Annotated in this window: 25 protein-coding genes; 15 read left to right on the top strand and 10 right to left on the bottom strand. The window is 64.0% G+C overall.

Features of this window, described 5'->3' with window-relative positions:
* Positions 1–23: 23 nt before the first annotated feature.
* Positions 24–1,139, bottom strand: coding sequence for an alpha/beta fold hydrolase (locus NR187_RS13170; RefSeq protein WP_256806653.1), 1,116 nt, complete (start codon positions 1,137–1,139; stop codon positions 24–26).
* A 7-nt stretch (positions 1,140–1,146) separates the two neighbouring features.
* Complete coding sequence (gene pncA, locus NR187_RS13165; RefSeq protein WP_211386441.1) at positions 1,147–1,782, bottom strand: bifunctional nicotinamidase/pyrazinamidase; 636 nt, start codon at positions 1,780–1,782, stop codon at positions 1,147–1,149.
* Between the two features lie 267 nt (positions 1,783–2,049).
* Between pncA and glk the strand changes: the two genes are divergently transcribed.
* The 3 genes from glk to NR187_RS13150 all read left to right on the top strand — a co-directional run bounded on the left by glk (position 2,050) and on the right by NR187_RS13150 (position 3,665).
* The gene (gene glk / locus NR187_RS13160) at positions 2,050–3,018 is read left to right on the top strand and encodes a glucokinase (protein ID WP_256806918.1); all 969 of its coding nucleotides are present in this window, start codon (positions 2,050–2,052) and stop codon (positions 3,016–3,018) included.
* Between the two features lie 144 nt (positions 3,019–3,162).
* Positions 3,163–3,366 carry a hypothetical protein gene (locus tag NR187_RS13155; protein ID WP_256806652.1) on the top strand — a complete coding sequence of 68 codons (204 nt, stop codon included), beginning with the start codon at positions 3,163–3,165 and terminating at the stop codon, positions 3,364–3,366.
* A gap of 143 nt (positions 3,367–3,509) precedes the next feature.
* Positions 3,510–3,665 carry a hypothetical protein gene (locus NR187_RS13150; RefSeq protein ID WP_211386439.1) on the top strand — a complete coding sequence of 52 codons (156 nt, stop codon included), beginning with the start codon at positions 3,510–3,512 and terminating at the stop codon, positions 3,663–3,665.
* Between the two features lie 90 nt (positions 3,666–3,755).
* On the opposite strand, the gene NR187_RS13145 is transcribed toward NR187_RS13150, so the two are convergent.
* Positions 3,756–4,133 (bottom strand): response regulator, encoded by a 378-nt coding sequence (locus tag NR187_RS13145; protein ID WP_211386438.1) that lies wholly within the window; start codon positions 4,131–4,133, stop codon positions 3,756–3,758.
* Positions 4,134–4,244: 111 nt separating this feature from the next.
* Complete coding sequence (locus NR187_RS13140; RefSeq protein ID WP_211386437.1) at positions 4,245–5,036, bottom strand: Spy/CpxP family protein refolding chaperone; 792 nt, start codon at positions 5,034–5,036, stop codon at positions 4,245–4,247.
* A 445-nt stretch (positions 5,037–5,481) separates the two neighbouring features.
* Between NR187_RS13140 and NR187_RS13135 the strand changes: the two genes are divergently transcribed.
* From NR187_RS13135 to NR187_RS13110, 6 genes are all read left to right on the top strand, one after another.
* Positions 5,482–6,822: an ABC transporter substrate-binding protein gene (locus tag NR187_RS13135; protein ID WP_211386507.1), complete on the top strand. Its 1,341-nt coding sequence runs from the start codon at positions 5,482–5,484 to the stop codon at positions 6,820–6,822.
* 131 nt (positions 6,823–6,953) lie between these two features.
* Entirely contained in the window at positions 6,954–7,892 is a 939-nt protein-coding gene (locus NR187_RS13130) for a carbohydrate ABC transporter permease (protein ID WP_211386436.1), read from the top strand.
* The gene (locus tag NR187_RS13125) at positions 7,892–8,803 is read left to right on the top strand and encodes a carbohydrate ABC transporter permease (protein ID WP_211386435.1); all 912 of its coding nucleotides are present in this window, start codon (positions 7,892–7,894) and stop codon (positions 8,801–8,803) included. The genes NR187_RS13130 and NR187_RS13125 overlap by 1 nt, the downstream gene beginning before the upstream one ends.
* Positions 8,804–8,823: 20 nt before the next feature.
* A complete protein-coding gene (locus NR187_RS13120) occupies positions 8,824–9,924 on the top strand; it encodes an ABC transporter ATP-binding protein (protein WP_211386434.1) in 1,101 nt (366 codons plus the stop codon).
* A gap of 34 nt (positions 9,925–9,958) precedes the next feature.
* Positions 9,959–10,948, top strand: coding sequence for a hydroxyacid dehydrogenase (locus NR187_RS13115; protein ID WP_211386433.1), 990 nt, complete (start codon positions 9,959–9,961; stop codon positions 10,946–10,948).
* A 167-nt stretch (positions 10,949–11,115) separates the two neighbouring features.
* Positions 11,116–11,598, top strand: a complete 483-nt coding sequence (locus tag NR187_RS13110) for a hypothetical protein (RefSeq protein WP_256806651.1) — start codon at positions 11,116–11,118, stop codon at positions 11,596–11,598.
* 2 nt (positions 11,599–11,600) lie between these two features.
* Here the strand turns inward: NR187_RS13110 and NR187_RS13105 are convergent, their stop codons facing one another.
* Positions 11,601–12,098: a DUF1993 family protein gene (locus NR187_RS13105; protein WP_256806916.1), complete on the bottom strand. Its 498-nt coding sequence runs from the start codon at positions 12,096–12,098 to the stop codon at positions 11,601–11,603.
* Positions 12,099–12,211: 113 nt separating this feature from the next.
* Between NR187_RS13105 and NR187_RS13100 the strand changes: the two genes are divergently transcribed.
* The 3 genes from NR187_RS13100 (at position 12,212) to NR187_RS13090 (ending at position 14,602) form a co-directional block, all read left to right on the top strand.
* A complete protein-coding gene (locus NR187_RS13100; protein ID WP_211386431.1) occupies positions 12,212–13,006 on the top strand; it encodes a transporter substrate-binding domain-containing protein in 795 nt (264 codons plus the stop codon).
* A gap of 170 nt (positions 13,007–13,176) precedes the next feature.
* Positions 13,177–14,076, top strand: coding sequence for a DUF2147 domain-containing protein (locus tag NR187_RS13095; protein ID WP_256806650.1), 900 nt, complete (start codon positions 13,177–13,179; stop codon positions 14,074–14,076).
* A 175-nt stretch (positions 14,077–14,251) separates the two neighbouring features.
* Positions 14,252–14,602, top strand: a complete 351-nt coding sequence (locus NR187_RS13090) for a hypothetical protein (RefSeq protein WP_211386505.1) — start codon at positions 14,252–14,254, stop codon at positions 14,600–14,602.
* Positions 14,603–14,605: 3 nt separating this feature from the next.
* Here NR187_RS13090 and NR187_RS13085 read toward each other — a convergent pair whose 3' ends face one another.
* Both NR187_RS13085 and NR187_RS13080 read right to left on the bottom strand, forming a co-directional pair.
* Entirely contained in the window at positions 14,606–15,010 is a 405-nt protein-coding gene (locus NR187_RS13085; RefSeq protein ID WP_211386429.1) for a cupin domain-containing protein, read from the bottom strand.
* Between the two features lie 24 nt (positions 15,011–15,034).
* Positions 15,035–15,733, bottom strand: a complete 699-nt coding sequence (locus NR187_RS13080) for a ribonuclease activity regulator RraA (protein ID WP_211386428.1) — start codon at positions 15,731–15,733, stop codon at positions 15,035–15,037.
* 249 nt (positions 15,734–15,982) lie between these two features.
* Between NR187_RS13080 and pxpB the strand changes: the two genes are divergently transcribed.
* The 3 genes from pxpB to NR187_RS13065 are packed head-to-tail and all read left to right on the top strand — an operon-like array spanning position 15,983 to position 18,549.
* Positions 15,983–16,714: a 5-oxoprolinase subunit PxpB gene (gene pxpB / locus NR187_RS13075; RefSeq protein ID WP_211386427.1), complete on the top strand. Its 732-nt coding sequence runs from the start codon at positions 15,983–15,985 to the stop codon at positions 16,712–16,714.
* Positions 16,711–17,748 (top strand): biotin-dependent carboxyltransferase family protein, encoded by a 1,038-nt coding sequence (locus NR187_RS13070; RefSeq protein ID WP_211386426.1) that lies wholly within the window; start codon positions 16,711–16,713, stop codon positions 17,746–17,748. Before pxpB ends, NR187_RS13070 begins: the two co-directional genes overlap by 4 nt.
* Positions 17,749–17,778: 30 nt before the next feature.
* Positions 17,779–18,549 carry a LamB/YcsF family protein gene (locus NR187_RS13065; protein WP_211386425.1) on the top strand — a complete coding sequence of 257 codons (771 nt, stop codon included), beginning with the start codon at positions 17,779–17,781 and terminating at the stop codon, positions 18,547–18,549.
* Here NR187_RS13065 and NR187_RS13060 read toward each other — a convergent pair whose 3' ends face one another.
* From NR187_RS13060 to NR187_RS13050, 3 genes are all read right to left on the bottom strand, one after another.
* The gene (locus NR187_RS13060; protein ID WP_211386424.1) at positions 18,550–18,702 is read right to left on the bottom strand and encodes a hypothetical protein; all 153 of its coding nucleotides are present in this window, start codon (positions 18,700–18,702) and stop codon (positions 18,550–18,552) included.
* 283 nt (positions 18,703–18,985) lie between these two features.
* Positions 18,986–20,605, bottom strand: coding sequence for a sulfite reductase subunit alpha (locus NR187_RS13055; RefSeq protein ID WP_256806649.1), 1,620 nt, complete (start codon positions 20,603–20,605; stop codon positions 18,986–18,988).
* Positions 20,602–22,383 (bottom strand): NirA family protein, encoded by a 1,782-nt coding sequence (locus NR187_RS13050; protein WP_256806647.1) that lies wholly within the window; start codon positions 22,381–22,383, stop codon positions 20,602–20,604. The genes NR187_RS13055 and NR187_RS13050 overlap by 4 nt, the downstream gene beginning before the upstream one ends.
* Positions 22,384–22,694: the final 311 nt, after the last annotated feature.

The raw sequence follows: 22,694 nt of genomic DNA, 5'->3' as shown, positions 1-22,694 counted from the left end.
CGCCCGCCCCGTGCCCGGCGACGTCAGGCGCTGCGAGCCAGCACGCCGGAGAGATCGTCGCGCAGCCACTCGGCGATCCGCGGCCAGGCATGAGCGTGGGTCCGCGCGCCCATGAACAGGCCGAGATGGTTGCCGGGTTCGGAAGCCGCAGTAATGAAGGCCGGTGGCGTGCCGAGCAGCCCGGCGGTGGCGAGCGCCTGCGCGGCCGGCACGACCTCGTCATCGAGCCCGGCCAGCAGGAAGACCGGCGCATTGACGGTCTTCAGGTCGATCTCGCGGCCCAGCGCCACGAAGTTGCCGCCCGCGATACGGTTCTCCCGGAAAATCCAGTTGACGATCTCGAGATAATACCTGCCGGGCAGATCGAGCGTCTCTGTATTCCAGAGCTCGAAGCGCGCGAGCAGTGCCGCGCCCTCCTCGTCCGAGAGATCTATTTGCAGCGCCGCTGCGATGTCGTCGCGGCTTGGCGCCTTCGACCAGACGCGAAGCATCTCCTCGCCGCTGACGTTGCCGCCGCCGCGCGCGACGAGCTGGTCGTAGAGAGCCTCGGGCGCGTTGCGGGCAAGCCGCGACAGCGCGGAGTCGATCGAGAGGTCAACGGGGGCGCCGACCAGGACCAGCCGCCGCACCTTGGCGGGAAAGCGCGCGGCATAGAGCAGCGACAGCCAGCCGCCCTGGCACAGGCCGACGAGATCGACCGGCACGCCGATCTCGTCGATGGCGACATTGAGATCACCGAGATAGCTGTCGATGGAGAGATGGCGCATATCCGGCGTGGCCGAGCGCCAGTCGGTGAGATAGATTCGGTCGATGCCGCCATTTTGCAGGGCCTGCACGACGCTGTGGCCGGGTGCGAAGTCGGCGATCAGGGCCCGATGCAGCGCATAGGGTGCGCAGACCAGCGCCGGCTGGCCGGATTGCGTCCGCGTGCAACGGCGCAGACGCATGGTCGCAAGCTCCAGCGCGACGGAGTTGGGAGTGGTCCACGGCAGGCTACTGTCGTCCTGCTCCGGCGGCCCGCGATCGAGCCACCAGAAACAAGCGTCCATGGCAAGCTGAGCCGCTGCGAATGGCCACAGCAGCGGGGCATCCGGGATCGGCCGCGGTGCGCGTAGCTGTTTGCCGGGCTTCTGCGCCATAGCGATCTCACGATCCTCCCAAGGTTGCTTCGAGGCCGACGACCGCGATGCCACGCTCGCGCAAACTCCGATGGGCGTCGGCCACCGAGCCGTCGAGATCGATGCCACGGCAAGCGTCCTCCACGACGGCGACGTCGAACCCCGCCTTGCGGGCATCCTCCGCCGAGAAGCGGACGCAGAAGTCGAGCGCGAGGCCGGTGACGAAGACCGTCTTCAACTCGCGTTCGCGCAGATACCCGAGCAGGCCGGTCGGTGTCTTCCTGTCGTTCTCGAACAGCGCCGAATAGGAATCGATGCCGCGCCGAAACCCCTTCCGCACCACGAGATTTGCTCGGGTGACGTCGAGATCGCGATGAAATTCAGCGCCGGCCGTGCCCTGCACGCAATGCATCGGCCACAGCACCTGGGCGCCGTAATCCAGCTCGATGGTCTGGAACGGCTGCTTGCCCGCATGGTTCGGGGCAAAGGAGACGTGATCCTCCGGATGCCAATCCTGGGTCAGCACCACATTGGCGAATTTTTGGGCGATTCGATTGATGGCGGGGACGACCTTCTCGCCACCGGGAACGGCAAGCGCCCCGCCCGTGCAAAAATCGTTCTGAACGTCGATGACCAGCAGCACGTCGCGGTCGGATATCTTCATTTGGCAAGGTCCATTCCAGCCGTCCGGCCCCACGGGTGCCGAACGCTCCCCACACTGTCGATCTTCCCGCGCTGCTTCGCAACCACCGACAAGGTGCGGCGATCTGCGCGAATGGCCCACATCGTGCCCGGAATGCAACGGTTTGGCCTTCTCCGTGTTGACTAGGCGCACCCAAGCGCGGATTCTAAAAGCCGTTCGCAGTTAGTGATCAGAGAGAGCGGAGGAAGTGGTTCCCGCAGCCGGCACGGCCGCGGTAGCCATATGGCCATGACCATCGGCAAGACAGAACGGATTCTTCTCGCCGATATCGGCGGCACCAATGCGCGCTTTGCGCTCAGTCAGGGCGATCAGACCGGACCGATCGATTATGTGAAGGTGGCGGATTTCCCCACTGTCCGGGAAGCGATTGTCGACGTGCTCGCGCGTCGGCCAGACGAGCCGCCCAAAAGGGCCGTGCTGGCCGTGGCCGGTCCCGTCACCAATAATCGCTGCGTCATGACCAATAGCCCCTGGGTCATCGACGGCCACGAATTGCAGCCGGCCCTCGGGTTCGAGAGCGTTCATGTCCTCAACGATTTCGAGGTGGTGGCCTGGTCGCTGCCCGCCCTGCAGCCCGCCGACCTGATCTCGCTCGGCGGGCAGGACGGCTTGCCGGGAGAGCCACTGCTGGTGGTCGGACCGGGAACCGGCTTTGGCGTTTCCTGTCTGGTCGAACGTCATGGCGCGCGGCTGGCCGTCGTCACCGAGGCCGGCCACGCGACTTTGCCGGCGGAGAACGAGCGTGAGGAACGCCTGATTGCGTCCATGCGCCGACGCCTCGGCCATGTCTCGATCGAGCGCGGGGCGCTATCCGGTTCCGGACTGCAAAGCCTGTACGAGGCGCTGGCCGAGGTGGACGGCGCCCAGGTGCCGCATCGCGATGCCGCCGCCATCACAAAGGCCGCCCTGGACGGCAGCTGTCCCGTCAGCCGCGCGACGCTCGAGATGTTTTGCGCCATCCTCGGTTCGGTCGCCGGTAATCTCGCCGTGACCTTCGGCGCCCGTGGCGGCGTCTATATCGCCGGCGGGATCGCGCCGCGTTTTCCGGAATTCCTTGCGGCCTCCGCGTTCCGGGCGCGCTTTGAAGCCAAGGGACGCTTCCAGGACTATCTGCGCAACATCCCGACCAGGCTGGTGACCAAACCTGACGCGAGTTTCCTCGGCCTCAAGATGTTTGCCGAGCACAACCAGCCCTGAGGCGGATCCCTCCTCCCGCCGGGGTCCGCTAATTCACAGCTGAATACGCCGCACGCTCGGTTCCATGCGGGATCGTGCTTGCGCACATGTTTCCGATGAGAAACAATCCAGCCAGTGTGTGTGGCGTGGTTGCGGGGGCGTGACATGCGTAAACAGGATCTGGGGTTCGACTATCACCGCTATCACCGCCTCCTGATCGAGGCGGATGACGAGGACAAGCGGCTGGCCTTGATCGAGCTCTTGATCGAGGAAAAGGCGCAAGACCGGCTGGCCGCCCAGCGGGCTTCGGACCGCGCAGCCATGACGGCCCATACCATCGCCACGGTGCTGAATAACGGTCGCAACTGAGGCTGGTGATTCCGTTACGGCGCCTGCGATCGCAGCACCGATTGCGATTCCGTTAACGATCCCTCGAAAGCTCGCGTCAAACCTTTTGCTCTAAGAGTTCCCTCACCTGATGCAATTCAGGGGCAACAAAGGGGGGAATGAACATGAGCATGATCTCGCTCGCCGCAATGCCGGCCGCCGTCGAAACGCGTTTGGCCGATTCTTCGTTCAAGACCATTTTGCTGTTCTGCTGCATGGGCCTCGTCGCCTCGTTCGGCCTGATGGCGCGCGGCATCGATCTTGGCGCCGGCCTGATGTGAGACTGCGCGAATTTCGTCGCCAGCCAGATGGCCGCCCCCGACGGGCGGCCATTTTCGTTGGCGATCTCAGCGCGGCGCCTCCGCCGTCGCTCAGTGCGGCGTATTCGCCGCGGCTTCCGGAAACATCGACTCGATCATAGCCTTGAGCTGATCGATCGAAATCGGCTTGCGCAGGATCGGCCGGCGCCGGAGCAAGGACGGCAGCAGCTCCGGCCCGTAACCCGTGGCGAACAGAAACGGCTTGCCGCGACGTTCGATGAGGTCTGCGACGGGATCGACGTAGACGCCCTTCAGATTGATGTCGAGGATTGCCATATCGTACTGCGCGGTCATGGCAAAAGCGCTGGCGTCCCGGACGTTGTCGGCTTCCGCGACGACGTGGTGGCCGAGTTCCACCACCATGTCCGCGATCATCATCCGGATCAACGTCTCGTCTTCGACCAGGAAAACGGAGAGTCCGTCCGCCATATCAACCCCGCAATCAGCTTACGAAGCTAATCATAATCGAGTTGCGAAGAGGATACACGAATTCGTGGCGGGCGCCGTTAATTCAGACGCGCCCGATCCGATTCAACTTGATCAATCCAATCCGCGTTCGTGGCTGAGGCGCACCATTTCCTGTACGAAGACCTGCTTCTGCTTGTCATCGAGGCTCGAATAGAGGGGCTCGGCGGCGTCGGCGACATTGCGCTGGTCGGCGGCGCGGTCGATGAGGAATTGCGCCTCGTTGCGCATCTGCTCGACGATGTCGTCGGGCGGATCCCGCTTGGCGCGCGCAACCCGCAGGTTGAGCCGCTCGGCGCCATTGTGCCCAAGGTAGTGCATGGCGCTCGAGAAGCCGTACCAATGCTTCTCCTGATCAGGCGTGAGGTTCAGCTCGGTCTTGATCCGCTCGATATAGGAATCGCTGTTGGCGACGATCTGCTCGGCGGTCTGCTGCGGCGCGCCGCTCTGGGTGAGGACCGTGACATCCTTGTTGTCCTGGGGCGCGTTCTTCGCTTCCTTGCTCGACTTGGCGCCCTTGCCCGCCTTGGCGCTTTTGGCGTCCTTGTCCTTGCCGGCGCCCTGTTGCTTGGCGTCCTTGCTGGTGTCCTTGTTTGCGTCCTTGGCCGCCGGCGCCTGATTGCCGTTGTTATTGTTGCCAACGCCGAGCACACCCGTGAAGACGCCCACCACACCCCCGATCGCGCCGCCGAGTACGCCGCCGACCGGACCGGCCGCCTTGTTCCCGGCCGCCGCTCCTTCCTGGACGCCCTTGACCAGACCTTGGGCATTCGCCACCGCGGCGGCGCCGAGCAGCAACACGAAAACGGACCCCAGCGCGAACCATCGTCGCAGGTAAAGCCGCGCGGGTGGCGCCGGGTTGATCATTCTGGTCTCCATCTGATTGGCCTGTTCGGGTGAAAACCACCCGCCAGTTGCAACTCTATCGTTTTCACCGCTTCGAGGTCTAGGCGCCGACAATTGCTATCCACGCCCGAAAAGTGTTTGGCGCGAGACGCTTATGCAGGCTTATTCGAAACTGCGGCGTAATTGCGCACGGATCGCCCCGGCAGGTCGGCGCAACGTGTGCGTCGCAAAACGACCGGCCGCGGATCATCGCCGGCACACGACTCCGAGGGCAGTGTCGGCGTTCCCGGACACAACGTTAGTTCTAGACGCGCGCCGTTCGGTTTTCTCGACAGACGCGATCAATCATGATCTGATCGCGCTACCAATTCGTAACAAGAAACGCACAACAAGAAAATCAAGAGCAAAACTCGGAAGAGTTCAGAGGAAACACCAAAGCAATAAAACACCCAAGCGAGGAAACGAGATGTCACGCAAGACACTGACGCGACGTCAATTTGTGGCTGCCACTGCTATGTCCTCCACGGCGCTGATCGCAGCGCCATATGTCCGCGGCGCTTACGCCGCCGGCAAGCTCTCGATCGGTTTCTGGGACCACTGGGTGCCCGGCGCCAACAAGGCCTCGACCGATCTGGTCAACGAATGGGCGGCGAAGGAGAAGGTCGAAGTTACGATCGACTACATCCCAAGCCAGGGCAACAAGAACCTGCTGACCATTGCCGCCGAAGCCCAGGCAAAGTCCGGCCACGATATTTTCGCGATGCCGACGTGGTGGGCACACTCCAATGCCGACCAGTTGGAGGACGTTAGCGACATCATGGGGAAGATCATCGCCGAGAACGGCGAGGTCAACGGCACAGCCAAGTATCTCGGCACCGCAGGCAGCAAATGGCTCGGCGTTCCCGCCTGTGTCGGCAGTCAAATCAAGGGACCCTGTTCGCGTATCGATTTGATGAAGAAGCACGCCGGCATCGACGTCCAGGCGATGTACCCGGCCGGTTCTGAACCAAAAGCCGACAATTGGACTCTGGAAACATTCCTGAAAGCGGCTGAAGCCTGTCACAAGGCCGGCTTCCCGTTCGGCATCGGCCTCGGCGAGACGACGGATAACGTCGACACGGCAGGCGCGATCTTCCTTTCGTTCGGCGCCCATCTCGTCGACGCCAAGGGCAATCTCACCGTCAAGACCGATGAGGTTCGCCAAGCGCTCGAGTTTTACAAGAAGCTGATCGCTTTCCTGCCGCCCGACGTCGCGGCCTGGGACGATGCATCCAACAACAAATGGCTGGTCTCCGGCAGGGGTGCGATGATCATGAACCCGCCGAGCGCCTGGGCCGTTGCGAAACGCGACGCGCCACAGGTCGCCGAGCAATGCTGGACACATGGATTCCCGGCCGGACCGAAGGGGCGTTTTGCGCCTTACTTGCCCTATTTCTGGAGCATATGGAACTTCTCCAAGAACAAGGAAGCAGCGAGGAGCCTCTTGATTGAACTCTCGAAGCCGGCAGCTATCGAAAAGATGGTGGTCGCAAGCGGCGGCTATGATCTGCCGGCATATGCGAAGCTGACAACCTTGAAGGTCTGGCAGGAAGAAGGACCTCCCAAAGGCACGCTTTATCACTACCCGAACCCCTACAACCATCAGACGCTGTCAATTGCGGCCTCGCCGGCGCCGCCCAAGATTGCACAGCAGATCTATGCTCAGGCCACGCTGACCAAGATGTGCTTGCGCTATCAGCAAGGGGAAGCGATGGAAAAGACGCTCGCCTGGGCCGAAGGCGAGTGCGAAGGCTTCATGCGAAGCTAACATGAAAAGTATCGCCGCGACGGCCCCTGGTCGCTCGCGGCGGTCCTTCGACTCGCCTCAACGAGAGCCGGGTATGTCGGCGCTCGCCAATATCTGAGTCTATCGAGCTAAACCGCGCGAGGAAGATGCACATGGCTGATGTGGCATTGCAGCCGGATAGGGTTGGCGCAAAGCAGCCGGCGCGAAACCGTTCCGGTCTGCAGAGGGCGCTCAAACGCAAATCCACCGCCGCGTTTCTGATGACGCTGCCGCTGATTATACTCATCACCCTCCTGGTGCTTTATCCGGCGTTCTATTCCCTTCATCTGGCGACGCTCAACAAGTCGATGCAAAGGTTCGTCGGTCTGGGCAACTTCGAATTCCTGTTCAAGCGCGACACCTTCTGGCTGGTCGTCAAGCAGTCCTGCATCTTCGCCATCACTGCCGTGTTCTTCAAAGCGCTGATCGGGTTCATCGTCGCGCACTTCGTCCACAACATTCCGGCCAAGGGTCAGCGCAAATGGCGCGGCATGCTCCTGGTGCCATGGGTGATCCCGCCCGCGATGAGCACGCTGGCATGGCTGTGGCTGTTCGATCCCTCTTATAGTGCCTTCAACTACACGCTATCGTTCTTCGGAATCGGGCCGATCCCGTGGACGGGCGACGCCGCATGGGCGCGCTTCTCGGTCATTCTGGTCAACGTCTGGTACGGCGCGCCGTTCTTCATGATCATGTATCTGGCGTCCCTGAAATCAGTGCCCGAGCAGCTCTATGAAGCGGCCGCCATTGACGGCGCCAATTGGTGGCAACGGATCTGGTACGTGACCCTGCCGATGATGCGCAACATCATAGCGATCACGACGCTGTTTTCGCTGATCGTCACCTTCGCCAACTTCGACATCGTAAGAATCCTCACCGCCGGTGGTCCTCTGGACCACACCCACATCTTTGCGACCTGGGCTTTCAGGATAGGCATCGAAGGCAGCGACATTCCGCTGGGCGCCAGCGTCTCTCTGTTCATGGTACCAATCCTGGCGGTCGCGGCGATCTTCATCCTGCGCGACGTCAACAAGCGCGGGAATGAATCCTGATGAGCTCAGTCACGATGGACAAGGCCGCGCCGACGCGCCCCGTCAAATACGGCAGTATGAGCCGCGACCGCACCTGGGCGCTGAGGTGGTCGTACTTCTTCCTGACCCTCTTTGCGGTCTTCTCGCTGCTTCCTCCGATTTATATGCTGATCACCTCGCTGAAGAGCAGCGCGGAAATCTCGGCCGCAACCAACCCATGGTGGGTTTTCCACCCGACGCTGGACAACTACGTTGGCCTGCTGACGTCAAACCAGTTCCTGCGGTTTTTCTGGAATTCTGCGCTGGTTTCGATCTTCGTGGTCACCATTACCATGCTGATCAGCGTGCCTGCGGCGTTCGCCCTGGCGCGGATGCGGTTCTGGGGTTCGGCGACGCTGGCTACCGGTGTGTTCCTGACCTACCTCATTCCGGACAGCCTGTTGTTCATTCCGTTGTTCAAGGTGTTTGCACTGTTCGGCGACTGGACCGGCATCCAACTCATCAATCGATGGTACGTGCTGCTCTTCATCTATCCCACCCTGACCGTGCCATTCTGCACCTGGATCATGATCGGCTACTTCGCCTCGATACCGAAGGAGCTCGACGAGGCCGCGATCATCGACGGTGCGTCCTGGTTTCAGACGTTGACGCGGATCTTCATTCCGGTGGCGCTGCCGGGGATCATAGCGGCGACGATCTTTGCCTTCACGGTCTCCTGGGCGCAGTTCCTCTATCCGCTGGTGTTCACGACATCGACCGATCAGCTCGTGCTGCCGGTCGGCATCATCACGACCTTGATCAAGGGTGACGTCTTCAACTGGGGTCAGATCATGACCGGCGCGCTGCTTGGCGCAGCCCCGCCGCTGATCATCTACGCCTTCCTGATGGACTATTACATTGCCGGCCTGACCGCCGGCGCGACGAAGGGTTGAGAACGAGGGGTTGAAGTGCAATGGCCGACGTTTCCCTGCGCAAGGTGATCAAGCGTTACGACGATGTCGAAGCCGTGCGCGGCATCGATCTCGAAATCTCCGACCATGAGTTCATCGTGCTGGTCGGCCCGTCCGGCTGCGGCAAATCGACGACGCTGCGCATGATCGCAGGACTCGAGGACATCACCGACGGCGACATCATGATCGGCGGGGACGTCGTCAACGACGTGCCGCCGAAGGATCGCGACATCGCCATGGTGTTCCAGAACTACGCGCTCTACCCGCACATGACGGTCGCGGAGAACATGTCGTTCGGGCTGCGCCTGAAGCACTATCCCAAGGCCGAGATCAAGGCGCGGGTGACGGAAGCCGCCCGCCTCCTTGATATTACCGACCTGATCGACCGCAAGCCGAAGCAGCTCTCCGGCGGCCAGCGCCAGCGCGTCGCCATGGGGCGGGCCATCGTCCGCAACCCGAAGGTCTTCCTGTTCGACGAACCGCTCTCCAATCTCGACGCCAAGCTGCGCGTGCAGATGCGGATCGAGATCAAGAAGGTGCACCAGAAAGTGCGCACCACCACTGTCTACGTCACCCACGACCAGGTCGAGGCGATGACGCTGGCCGACCGGGTCGTCGTGATGAACAAGGGGCGCATCGAGCAGATAGGCACGCCGAACGAGCTCTACCACAAGCCGGAGACGCGCTTCGTTGCCGGCTTCATCGGTTCGCCCGCGATGAACTTCATTCCCTGCCGGCTCGAGGACGCCGGCGGCACGCTTCAGATCCGCCTGACCGACCGCATCGCCTTTGCGCTGCCGCCGGCCCGCGCCGCGCGCTACAACGCTCTGCCGCGCACCGACAAGCTGCTGCTCGGCATCCGGCCGGAGCATCTCACCGAGGCCCATGCGCATCTCGGACCAGGCGTCGAGACCTTCGACACAGTGCTCGACGTCACCGAGCCGATGGGGATGGAGACCCTGGTCTATTTCGGACTCGACGGCACACCCATCTGCGGCCGTGTCGATCCCAATGCCGGCGCCAAGGACGGGGCACCCATGCGTTTGGCGATGGACCTCAACAATATGCACCTGCTAAACGAGGCGAGCGGCGTCGTGTTGTGACCGCCGGACAAGAAACTCGCGCAGGCAGGGGACGATGGCGACCAATAAGAAGAAGATTTTCGTTACACAAACTCTGTCGCAAGGCGCGCGCGCCCTTCTCACCCAGCGGGATGACATCGAGCTCGTCGAGTTTCCGAACCTGATCTCCGCCAGGGATTTCGAGGCCCTGCTGAAGAGCCATGCGCCGGTCCACGGCGTGGCGTTGGGTGCCACCGCCTTCGGCGAGACCGAGCTCGAGGCATCCGGGGACATGAAAGTGGTGACGCGCATCGGCGTCGGCTACGACGCCGTCGACGTGCCCGCGCTTTCCCGCCGCAAGGTCCCGCTGATGGTCGCGGGCAGTGCGAACTCGCCCTCGGTAGCCGAGCAGGCGCTGTTCATGATGCTGACGCTCGCCAAGCGCGCACAGGAGATGCATGCCTGCGTCAAGGACGGCAAATGGGCCGATCGGCTCGGGATGCTGCCGTTCGATCTCTACGGCAAGACCGTCCTCATCATCGGCTTCGGCCGCATCGGCACCCGCACCGCCAAGCGCTGCCTGGCGATGGACATGAAGGTGCAGGTCTACGATCCCTACAAGCCCGCGGCCGAGATCAAGGCCGCCGGTTGCGAGCCCGTCGCCGACCTTGACGCCGCACTGCCCAACGCCGATTTCGTGACCATCCACTGCCCGAAGACGCCGGAAACCGTCGGCCTGTTCGATGCTGACAGGATCGGCCGGATGAAGCCGAAATCCTATCTCATCAACACCGCGCGCGGCGGCATCGTGAAGGAGGCCGCGCTGTACGACGCCTTGGTCTCCGGCAAGATCGCGGGGGCCGGCATCGATGTGTTCGAGGTGGAGCCACCGCCGGTCAGCAACGCGCTGTTCGCGCTGCCCAACGTCATCATGGCCCCGCATGTCGCCGGCGTCACGGTCGAGGCGGTCCAGCGCATGAGCGAGCAGACCGCGCGCAACATCCTGAGTGTGCTGGACGGCGATCCGATCAGGCAGAACATCATCAATCAGGACGTGCTGGGCTGAGCCCTCCTCCGGGAGTGCCCAATCCGCCCGCCTCCGGAACGCCAGAATGCGTCCCATTTTGGTGCAGATCGAGCCCAAACTCAGCCTTAATCAAACGCGCCTAATGTTCCCGGCCGCGGCGGCAGTGGGACAGACTTGCCGGCCGCGTCGAGCTGGAGGATGGACCCTTGTCAGAGATCGACCCGACCGACCACGCGTTGGCGACCATCGCCAGCATTTTGGAGCACCCCGAACCCGTCCTCGTCGTTCGCGAGACCGAGACCGTGGTGGTCGCCGATGAGCACGTGGCCGCAGACGAGCCTGCGGCTGCCGACGAGCATCCCGTTGCCGACGAGCATCCGGTGGTCGAGGAGCAGCCGCTGGTGCCGGAGCATACCGATGCCGACGGCTACAGCAAGGTCGGTCCCGGGCCGATGGTGGCGATCCGCCTGAAATGGACGGTCCATCGCGGCGACGACGACCAGTACTACGTCCACGAGACCATCGGCGAGCAATCCGCGCCCGTAATCAGCGGTCCGATGACCAGCGAGGCCGCCGTGCATTTCGTCGACGCGCACGAGGACGAGGCGCACCGGCGTTTCGAAGAGCTGCGCAGCGAGATCGCCGGCCGCAGTTCGCTCGCCGATTACGAGCGCAAGGGCGAGGCTTAGGCCTACTTCCTTCCGAGATAATCCTTCTTCGCGAGTTCAACGCCAGCGTGCCGCAAAAGATCGTAGGCGGTCGTGACGTGAAAGAAGAACTGCGGGACGCTGTTCGTGAGCAGCAGTGTCCGCCCGGTGAAGGGCAGCTCGGTCCCGTTCTTCAGCTTGAAGAAGACCTTCAGTTCCGCGGCCGCATCGATCTCGGCCCGGGGCAGACTTTCAATGAATTCGATTGACGTTGCGATCCGCGCTTGAAGCCCGGCCATGTCGTGCTCCAGCGGCGGCAGCACGACCGGCTCGCACTGCGCCAGCAAGGCCGGCGCGACGGTGGCATGGCGGCAGGCCTCGCCGATCTGCTGCGCCAGATCGTACATGTTCGGCGATAGCCGCATGCCGAGCAGGACGGCCGGATTGAACTTGCGGGCTTCGGCATAGGCAACGCCCTTGTCGAGCAGCGCGGACAGGTTGCGCAGGTACGGCAAGAAGAGGCCGACCGAGGCCTCGTACATCGAGATCGTCACGTCAGGATTCCCTTCAATTGCATCTCGCCAGCAACTGGCAACTGGTCTAAATCCATCCTCAAGAGCTGCACAATGACAGCTCGGGCATGAGTGGAAAAGAGATGATCGTTCGAACGACCATTCGAATCCTGGCGGCCTTGGCCGTGGTGTTGCTGGCAAACCTTTCGGCCCACGCCCAGCAGGCGGCGCCCTCGCGCCTCGACGAGATCCTCAAGCGCGGCACTTTGCGCGTCGGCATGACCGGCGACTACAAACCCTTCACCTATCTGGACAAGGCCACGCAGCAGTTCAGCGGCTTCGACGTCGATATGGCGGAAGCGCTCGGCAAGGCGCTCGGCGTCAAGGTCGAGTTCGTGCCGACCGCCTGGCCGAAGCTGATGAAGGATTTCGAGGCCGACCAGTTCGACATCGCCATGGGCGGCGTCTCGGTCACGCTCGACCGGCAGAAGAAGGGCTTCTTCTCGATGCCGATCATGCGCGAGGGCAAGACCCCGATCGCGCGCTGCGCCGATGTCGGCAAGTACCAGACGCTTTCCGACATCGACAAGAAGGGCACCCGCGTGGTCGTCAATCCCGGCGGCACCAACGAACGCTTCGCCCGCGCCAACATCAAGGACGCCGACATCACCGTCTTCCCCGACAATACCGCGATCTTCGACGAGATCGCCAAGGGCAATGCCGATTTGATGATGACGGACGCCTCCGAGACCCGCTACCAGCAGAAGCAGCATGCGGGCGTGCTCTGCGCGGTGCATCCCGAAAAACCGTTCGACTTCTCCGAGAAGGCCTACTGGCTTCAGCGCGACATGGCGCTGAAGGCCTTCGTCGACCAATGGCTGCACATCTCGATGGAGGACGGCAGCTACAGAAAGATCTACGCCGCCTGGTTCGACTAGGTCGAGCCTTCCTGTCGTTTGCCTCCGGCCGAATTGCGGACCGGTCTCGGGCATATTGAACCCGAACCTGCCGCAGGACGACTCATACGGTGACCGTGATCTAGATCACTTTTTACGATCGAACCGGGGCGTAAGCGTCGGTGCGGGGACCACCTGTTCAGGAGATGGAAATGAGGAAGCTGTTGGCCACGGCCGCATTCCTTTTGGCGAGCACCGCTGCCCAGGCGCAGTACACTTTCGAATATGGCGGGCGCACCATCCGGATCGATCCGGACCGCGGCACGGTGTCGATTCCCGGCGTCTACGACAACACCGGCCAGGGCAAGGCGAAAAAGGCCAAGAACGATCCCAAGGCCGACCTCAAGAACGACCCCAAGGCAACTCCGAAGGCCGACCCGCAGGCCCCGCAACAAGCCAAGGCAGATCCGCAACCGCCGGCCAATCCCGCGCCGGCACCTGCGCCTCTCGCCGCGCCTCCAGCGGCCGAGCAGGCTCCTGTCCAAGCTCCCGTGGCCGCGGCGCCGTCCGCCCCGCCGGCACCTCCGGCCAACACAGCCAAAAATGCGCCGGCCGAAGATGCGATGGTGCCGCCGCCTCAACCCGCTCCAAGCGCTGCCCCAACGGTGGCCGCGGTACCGCCCGCCCCGCCTGCTCCGGCAGTAGCCGCCGTTCCGCCCGCGCCCCCCGCTCCGGCCCCTGCCCCCGTTCAGGCCGCAGCCGTCGCGCCGCCGGCTCCCGCAACCGCGCCCACGCGCGATCTCACGTCACCGCTCGGCGTCTGGCTCACCGAGGAGAAGGAAGGCAAGGTCCGGATCGAGCAATGCGGCACCAATCTCTGCGGCTATTCTGTCGACAGCAAATCGAACCAGAACGGCGAGCAGGTCCTGATCAACATGAAGCCCGGCAAGGATCAGAAGGACCAGAAATGGTCCGGCCGCATCCTCGATCCGAACTCCGGCTCGACCTACGATTCGACGATCACGCTGAGGGGCACCGACCGCCTGCGCGTGCAGGGCTGCGCCTTCGGCGGCATGTTCTGCGGCGGCCAGACCTGGACGCGGGTGAACTAGAGTTCGGGTTCGACACTCTGACGGAGACGAGGGGCCCGCGATCCGGGCCCCTTTGGTTTGCGCACCTTGCGACGTGCGCCACGTCACTCAGCGCCTTGCGCGCGTGACTGCCCTCACATCGACCGCGCCACGCCCATGCCAGGGTGCCCGCATGGTCAACCCACAGGGGCGTGTCATGAACGGCTTCCGCAAGTGTCTTTTCGCCACCATCCTCGCCATCGCCTTGCCGGCCGCGCAGGCGAACGCCAGCACCTTCGACGGCGCATGGAATGTCCGGATCTCGTCGTCAAGCGAGACCTGCGGCAACGGCGCGACCGTCGCGATCGGCATCAGCAACGGTCAGATCGCCTCGAGCAGCGCAATGGTGACGGCGTCAGGCCGCGTGGCCGATGCCGGCAGCATCAACGTGACCTTGAGCACCGGCATCAAGCGCGCGGTCGGCTTCGGCCGGCTCAGCGGCACCTCGGGCTCCGGCACCTGGCGAGGCGCCCTGTGCACGGGAACGTGGACCGCCGAGCGGCAGTGAGAGCTAGCCCAGCGCCGCGCCGTACTCCGCGTCCGTCACGGGCTCCAGCCAGGTCGAATAGACGCCGTCGAGCGCTTCCTGCATGGCGATATGGGTCATGCCGTTGGTCGGCGACCCGCCGTGCCAGTGCAATTCGTTCGGTGGAATCCAGACGGTATCGCCGGGACGGATTTCGATGACAGGCCCGCCTTTGGTCTGAACGCGCCCGACGCCCGAAATCACGTAGAGCGTCTGCCCGAGCGGATGGTGATGCCAGTTGGTGCGCGCGCCCGGCTCGAACGACACACGCGAGCAGTTCAGCCGTGCCGGCGCGGGCGCCATGATCACGGGGTCCTGCCACACGGTACCGGTGAAGTTTTCCTTCGGCGCGCGGCGAGTCGGCCGCGTGCCTGCGACAGTGATTTCCATGGGGTAACCTCGCTTGTTGTCTCGTTACTTCTTGCTTGCAGCGTAGCGCGCCTTGGTCTCGGCGTTCATGGGATAGAGGCCCGGCAGCACCGCGCCGTTGTTCACCTCGTTGACGATCCAGGCTTCCATTCGCTCCTGCTCGACGCCCTCGGCGAGGACGTGATCGAGCATCGCCTGCGGGATCAGCACGCAGCCGTCCTGGTCGGCGACCACGATATCGTTCGGAAATACCGCAACACCGCCGCAGCCGATCGGCTCGCCCCAGCCGACGAAGGTCAGGCCGGCAACCGATGGCGGCGCGGCATAGCCGTCGCACCAGACCGGCAGGTTGGTGCCGAGCACACCCTCGACGTCCCGGACCACGCCGTCGGTGACGAGTGCGGTGACGCCGCGCTTCATCATGCGCGCGCAGAGGATGTCGCCAAAAATGCCGGCATCGGTGATGCCCATGGCATCGACCACGGCGATGCAGCCCTCGGGCATCGCCTCGATCGCGGTGCGGGTCGAGATTGGCGACGACCAGGATTCCGGCGTCGCCAGATCCTCGCGCGCCGGCACGAAGCGCAGGGTGAAGGCCGGTCCCACCAGGCGCGGCAGGCCCGGGCGCAGCGGACGCGCGCCGCGCATCCAGATGTTGCGCAGGCCCTTCTTCAGCAGGACCGTGGTGATGGTGGCAGTGGTGATGCCGGCGAGGGTCTTGCGGGCTTCGGGGGACAGCGACATGGAAACAGACGAGCTCCGGATGGGAGGGAAAGAACGCGCGCATCTTGCGAGCCCGGCGCTTTGCGTCAAGGGCCAAGAGGGTCCCAATAATGCAGGGCCGCAGCGCCGTTATGCGACGCGATAACAAGGCTTTATCGCGCCCCCCTGCATTAATTTATTGGACTTGCGGGCGCATTTACGCGAAGCAGGGGGTGACGCGGAACTCAAGGTCGAGCCCGCGCTTTTCCGAGAAGCCGATTTCGACAGCTCATGGCCGCGACGCTTCCCCCGCCCCGCCTTCTGCCCAGTGGCGACAGCGCCGTCACGGTCGAGTTCAGCCGCACCATCGACGACGAGGCCAACCAGCGCGTGCTGGCGCTCGACAAGGCGATCGCGGCAAGTCCCATCGACGGCATCACCGAGTCCGTGCCGACCTATCGCTCGCTGCTGGTGCACTACGATCCCGGCAAGATCGGCTTCGACGCGCTCGGGGAAAAATTGCTCACGCTCGCGAGCCAGCCGCTGCCGCCGGCCACAAAGGCGCGCCGCTGGCGCATTCCCGTCGCCTATGGCGGCGAGCACGGCATCGACCTCGAGGATGTCGCCAAGGCGCTGAACACCACGCCCGACGACATCATCGCCCGTCACGTGGCCGGCGACTACAAGGTCGCCATGATCGGCTTCACGCCGGGCTGGTCCTATCTCAGTGGTCTCGACAAATCGCTGCATATGTCGCGGCGGCAGAATCCGCGGCTGCTGACGCCCGCCGGCACAATCTCGATCGGCGGCGTCCAGGCGGGTATCCAATGCCTGGCTGCCCCGAGCGGCTGGCACCTGCTGGGTCGCACGCCGGTACGGACCTATCAGCTCCACCGCAATCCGACCTTCCTGACCGAACCCGGTGATCGCGTGACGTTTTTCGCCATCGACCACAAGACGTTCGAGGAGCAGGATCGCGCCGCCGAGGCCGGCGAGATCGTCGCCGAGCAGGTGATCGCATGAGCCGGCTCGTGGTTGCCAGCATCGGCCCTGCAAGCTCCGTCCAGGACGGCGGCCGTTTCGGCGCGCAGCGCTACGGCTTGACGGTCAGCGGGGCGATGGACCGTCTGTCGCTCGCGGCGGCGAACACGCTGGTCGGCAACGAGCCGTTCGCGGCCGCTGTCGAGATCGGCCCGTTCGGTGCCGCCTTTACGGCCAAGGACGGTGCCGTGCGCGTGGCGATTTCCGGCGCGCCTCGCAATGCGGATGTCGCCGGGAGCCCGGTCGCCATGGACACGTCGCTGACGCTGAAGGACGGCGAGACGCTGACGCTGGGCTTTGCCCGCGGCGGTGCGTTCACCTATCTCGCGATCGAAGGGGCAATCCGCGGCGAGCCGGTGTTCGGCAGCCTCGCGGTCAACGCCCGCGCCGGTCTCGGCAGCCCCTACCCGCGCCCGCTCCAGGCCGGTGACGAATTCACGGTCGATGCCGCGAGCGGAGCGCCTGAGCTGCGGATCGAATTGCCGAAGCCTGCGACAGGTCCGATCCGTGTCCTGCTGGGGCCACAGGACGACGAGTTCGACGACGCCAACAGGGCGCTGTTCCTGGACAGCGAGTGGAAGATCTCGGCGACCTCCGACCGCATGGGCTACCGGCTCGAAGGTCCCGCGATCAAGCATCTGCACGGCCACAACATCGTCTCCGACGGCACCGTCAACGGCAGCATCCAGGTGCCCGGCAACGGCTCGCCGATCGCGCTGATGATGGACCGCGGCACCTCCGGCGGCTACCCGAAGATCGCGACGGTGATCACGGCCGATGTCGGCCGCCTCGCGCAGACTTCGGCAGGAACCGCGTTCCGCTTCAAGCAGGTCAGCATGGCCGAGGCGCAGGACGAGGCGCGCAAATTCGCACAAACCATCCGCGGCCTGCCCGATCGCCTGCGCTCCGCCGACACCGTCGCACTCAATATCGAGGCGCTCAGCGATGCCAACGTCGCGGGCTATGCCGTCAGCGCCGTCGACGCCGGGACCTGGCAGGTCGCGGCCGAGCCTTAAACGACAACAAGACCACAGGCGGAGAGCACCATGAAGACAGTCGATCTCAATTGCGATCTCGGCGAAGGTTTTGGCGCGTGGGAGATGGGCAACGACGCCGCGATGATCGAGCTGGCGAGCTCGGTCAACGTCGCCTGCGGCTTCCATGCCGGCGACCCCGACATCATGCGCCGGACCGTCGAGCTGGCGAAGGCGCGCGGCGTCTCGGTCGGCGCCCACCCCGGCTATCGCGACCTGCACGGTTTTGGCCGCCATCCAATCGCGGGCCTGAAGGCCTCCGAGATCGAGAACCTCGTCGCCTACCAGATCGGCGCACTGCAGGCGATTGCGACCGCGGCAGGCCACAAGGTGACGCATGTGAAGGCGCATGGCGCGCTCTCCAACGTCGCCTGCGAGGACGACATGACCGCCAAGGCGATCGCCGCCGGCATCAAGGCGGTCGATCAGAGCCTGATCTTCGTCGTGCTCGCCAATTCGAAGCTGGTGAAGGCCGGCGAAGCCGCCAACCTGCCGATGGTGCACGAGGTGTTCGCCGACCGCGCCTATGAGGACGACGGCAACCTCGTCTCGCGCAAGAAGCCCGGTGCGGTGCTGCATGACGCCAAGGCCATCGCCGACCGCGTGGTGCGGATGGTGCAGGACGGCGCGGTGGTCTCGGTCACCGGCAAAATCATCAAGATGCGCACGGACACGGTCTGCATCCACGGCGATACGCCCGGCGCAGTCGACATCGCGCGCGGCCTGCGTCAGGCGTTGAAGGATGCGGGGATCGAGGTGGCGCCGTTCAAGCGCGGGGCGTGATCAGAACGGATGCACCGACAGCGTGCCGAACACGACGGCCGCGATGACGGCGAAGGCGCTGTAGAGCGCAACGTGTTGCATGCTCGCCCCGGTCCGACGCGAGAGCGAACGCGCGTAGAAGTGCAGCCTGGCTTCCGCCGACAATTCGCGCATGGTCGATCTCCAAGGCCCCATTTGCGGGATTATGAAGGATCAACCCTGGCGGGAGGCAAGATGGCGGCGGAAATAGCGATGGCGATTCTCTGAAGGCGCCCCGTCGCAGGCGCAAATTCTCTTTACCCCGAGGTTTCGAGAATCTTATTCGTTAAAGTTCGAGCCGATTGGAACTGATTTGGGTCGTGCGGCTAAAAATGTCGAAAACAACCCCATGCACAGTAGACGGTGAATCGCCCGCGCCTTGCGCAGCCGGGGCGATTCACGCTGATACCGCCGCGCCTTAGTAGACGTCGGCCTGGAAGCGACCGGTCTTCTTGAGCTCGGCGACAAAACTGACGGCTTCGTCGGTGGAACGTGCGCCGAACTGGGCGACGATGTCGACCAGCGCGCGCTCGACATCCTTGGCCATGCGCTTGGCATCGCCGCAGATATAGAGATGCGCGCCCTCGGCAAGCCACGTCCACACCTCGCGGCCCACCTCGCGCATGCGGTCCTGCACGTAAAACTTCTTCTCGCCGTCGCGCGACCAGGCCAGCGACATCCGGGTCAGGAGCCCCGAGGTCTTCATCGCGTTCAGCTCCTCCTGGTAGAAGAAATCGCAATCGCTGCGCTGATGGCCGAAGAACAGCCAGTTCTTGCCGGGTGCGCCGGTCGCCTTGCGGTCGAGCAGGAAGGCGCGGAACGGCGCGATCCCGGTGCCGGGACCGATCATGATGACAGGCGTCTTCGGATCCTGCGGCAGGCCGAAGCCGTGCGCCTTCTGCACATAGACCTTGAGCTTTTCGCCCTCATTGATGCGCTCGCCGAGGAAGGTCGAGGCGACGCCAATGCGCTTGCGCTTGCCGATGATGTAGCGCACGGAGTCCACCGTCAGCGACAGCTTTCCCGGCGTTGCATTGTGCGACGAGGAGATCGAGTAGAGCCGCGGCTGGAGCGGCTCCAGCGCCTCGACGAACGCCTCGGGATGCGGCCGCGTGCCGGAAAACTTCTGGAGCGCCGCCATGACATCGAGGGTCGCCGCATCGCCATCGGGATCCTCGCCCTGCGCCAGCGCCCTCGCCTTCTCACGCTGCGCGCCGCCGGTGATGAAGGACAGCAATTCGAACAGCGTGTCGGGCGCCGGCGACAGCGAGACGTCGTCGATCAGCACCTCCCGCAGCGTCTTGCCGTTGACCTTGGTGGTATGGGAGGCGCCGAGCAGCGCGATGATCTGGTCGACCAGACCGACCTCGTTGCGCGCGAACACGCCAAAACTGTCGCCGACGATGTAGTCGAGCTTGCTCTCGGAGAGATCGAACTCGACGTGATAGGTTTCCTTCTCCGACTTTCCCTTGTTGAGAAGGCGGCGCGACAGGAAGGTCGCTGCGACGGGATTGTCGCGCGAGCGGCCGGGCTCGGCGATCGTCACCGTCACGGCGGGAGCTGCCACCGCGCCTTGCTTGTCGGACGCCTTGTCACCCATCTTGGCCGCCGGCGCCTTGTCGAGCTCCTCGTACAGCGACTTCAGCATCCGCGCGGTTTCCTTGCCGCCGGGGACGCAAAGGTTGAGCCGCGCTTCGCTGCGGCCCGCGATCGCCTCCGAATAATCGTTGCAATTGTAGCCGCACTGGCCGCAATCCTGCTGCGCCATCGCCGCCATCATCTTGCGCCGCACGGGGCGCCCCTCGGCGAGCTTCATCCGGTCGGCGATCGGCATGGTCTGGTCGTGCCACGGCGCTTCGCCATCATCGCCGTCACCTGCTTGCATGACCGCGGCGCCCTGCTCCGCCGACAACGGCGTGGCCACGTCAGGGGACAGCAGTCCGGCGAAGAAGCCGTTCAGCCAGGAGCGCTGCGCGTCGGAGAACGGCGCACTGGCGGGAATGATGTCGAGTTTCGGCGGAGGGGTGATCTGGTTCATGCGGACACCTGTGCATCGGCAAGCTTGCGCAGCGTTTCGCCGTCATGGCGGCGCGCAAAGGAGAGGAAAGTTTCGTCGGGAGACGAGCGGTGGGCGATATAGGCCTTGAGCAGTCCTTCGACCGTCTTCGGCGCGTCCTCGGCCTTGAGGTCGTGGTAGACCTCCTGCCCGACGTCGGCGTCGGGGCCGAACCCGCCACCGGTGAAGAGATGATAGCCCTCCACCGTGTCCTCCTCATTGATCGGCACACGCGCGCCGATCAGCCCGATGTCGCTGATATAGTGCTGCGCGCAGGAATGATGACAGCCGGTGACGTGGATGTTGACCGGCTCATCCATGGCAACGCGCGGCTCGCACCAGTCGCCGATCTCGGCGGCGTGACGCTTGGTGTTGGAGGCAGCGAAGCGGCAGCCGGCATTGCCGGTGCAGGCGATCAGGCCGGCGCGGATATGCGAGGCTTCGACCGCGAGCCCGATCTGCTTGATGGCCGCGATCGCAAGCTCGACATTGTCGTCGCGCACCCCAGAGATCAGCAGGTTCTGCCAGACGGTCAGGCGGATCTCTCCGTCGCCGAGGTCGCGGGCGACCTTGGCAAGGCCGTGCATCTGATCGCAGCTGATTTTGCCGAGCGTCAGCGACACGCCGATCCAGTTGAGGCCCTCCTGCTTCTGCCTGTGCACGCCGATATGCGCCATGCGATCCGCGGCCGGCCGCGGCGCGAACGCCTCTTCCGGAACGCGCGTGAACGGGGTCTTGAGCCGTTCCTCGACCAGTTTCAGAAAGCCGTCATGGCCCATCGCGTCGAGCACGTATTTCAGCCGCGCCTTGTTGCGGTTGGTGCGATCGCCATGGTCGATGAACACGCGCACGATGGCGTCCGCGACGGCGGTCGCCTGCTCCGGCTTGACGATGATGCCGGAGTATTTTGCAAAATCCTTGTGTCCGGTGATGCCGCCGAGGCCGAGGCGAAACCAGATCCCGGGCTCGACGCCGAAGCCGTCCTTCACCTCGAATGCGGTGAACGCGATGTCATTGGTCTCCTCGAGCACCGCGATCCTGCCGGCGCCGTCGAATGCGACATTGAACTTTCGCGGCAAGCCGTAGAGCGAGCGATCGTTGAGGATGTGGTAGTGCCACTCGCGCGCGTAGGGGCGCGTGTCGATCAGCTCCTGCGGATCGATGCCGGCCGTCGGCGTTCCCGTGACGTTGCGGATGTTGTCGGCGCCGGAGCCGCGCGAGCACAGACCGAGGTCCTGGATGCCCTCGATCAGCTTGATCGCGTTCTTCGGCTGGATCTCGCGCAGCTGGAGGTTGGCGCGCGTCGTGGCGTGGCTGTACGGACCGCAGAGTTCGTCGGCGAGATCGGCAAGGCCGGACAGCTGCCAGTGCTTCATGATGCCGTTCGGGATGCGCAGCCGGCACATGTAGGAATCCTGCGTCGGCGCGACGTAGAAGATGCCGTAATAGCGCCAGCGGAAATTGTCCGCCGGACTCGGCGGCGCGTTGTCGAGCGCCTGCTGACGCAGCCGCGGATAGGCATCGAAGGGATGCTCGTCGCGCTTGACCTTCTCCTGGTCGGCGAGCTTCTTGCCCGCGGCGATGACCTTGTCCTGCGTCTTGAGGTGCACGGCATCGGGACCGGTGGGCTCGGCATTCGCCTTGCCGGCGCCACCACCGAGACCGCGACCGACGCGGCTGATCTGCAGACCGGTCGTGAAGCCTTCGAGGTAACGTTTCTGCTCGTCGGTAAAGTCGACTGCGAGCGTATCGATTTTCATGGTCGGTAACGAAGCTCCTGCGGCCACCTGAGTGGGATCGACGGAAAAGTGCACGACCCGCGAGGAACTCGGCTGGCTCAAAAGCCGGCTCTGCACCTAACGGTCCGGTCAGCTTCGTTGCTGCGGGACTTGGCTCAGCAGGCATCTGTGACAGGCTGGCCGCACTGCAACATTCAAGTTGCGTGCCAGCTTTCTGGAAATGAAAACGTATGTAATTTCAGTTGATTATGGGTGACCGCGGAAGATCCTCGCATTGGAACTCACCCGAAATTCGAGCAGTCGGCTCAATATTTAGCCGATAATCCAGCACG

Source organism: Bradyrhizobium sp. Bra64, assembly GCF_024519875.1.
GTDB lineage: Bacteria > Pseudomonadota > Alphaproteobacteria > Rhizobiales > Xanthobacteraceae > Bradyrhizobium > Bradyrhizobium japonicum_G.
This window is presented reverse-complemented; position numbering and strand designations above follow the sequence as displayed.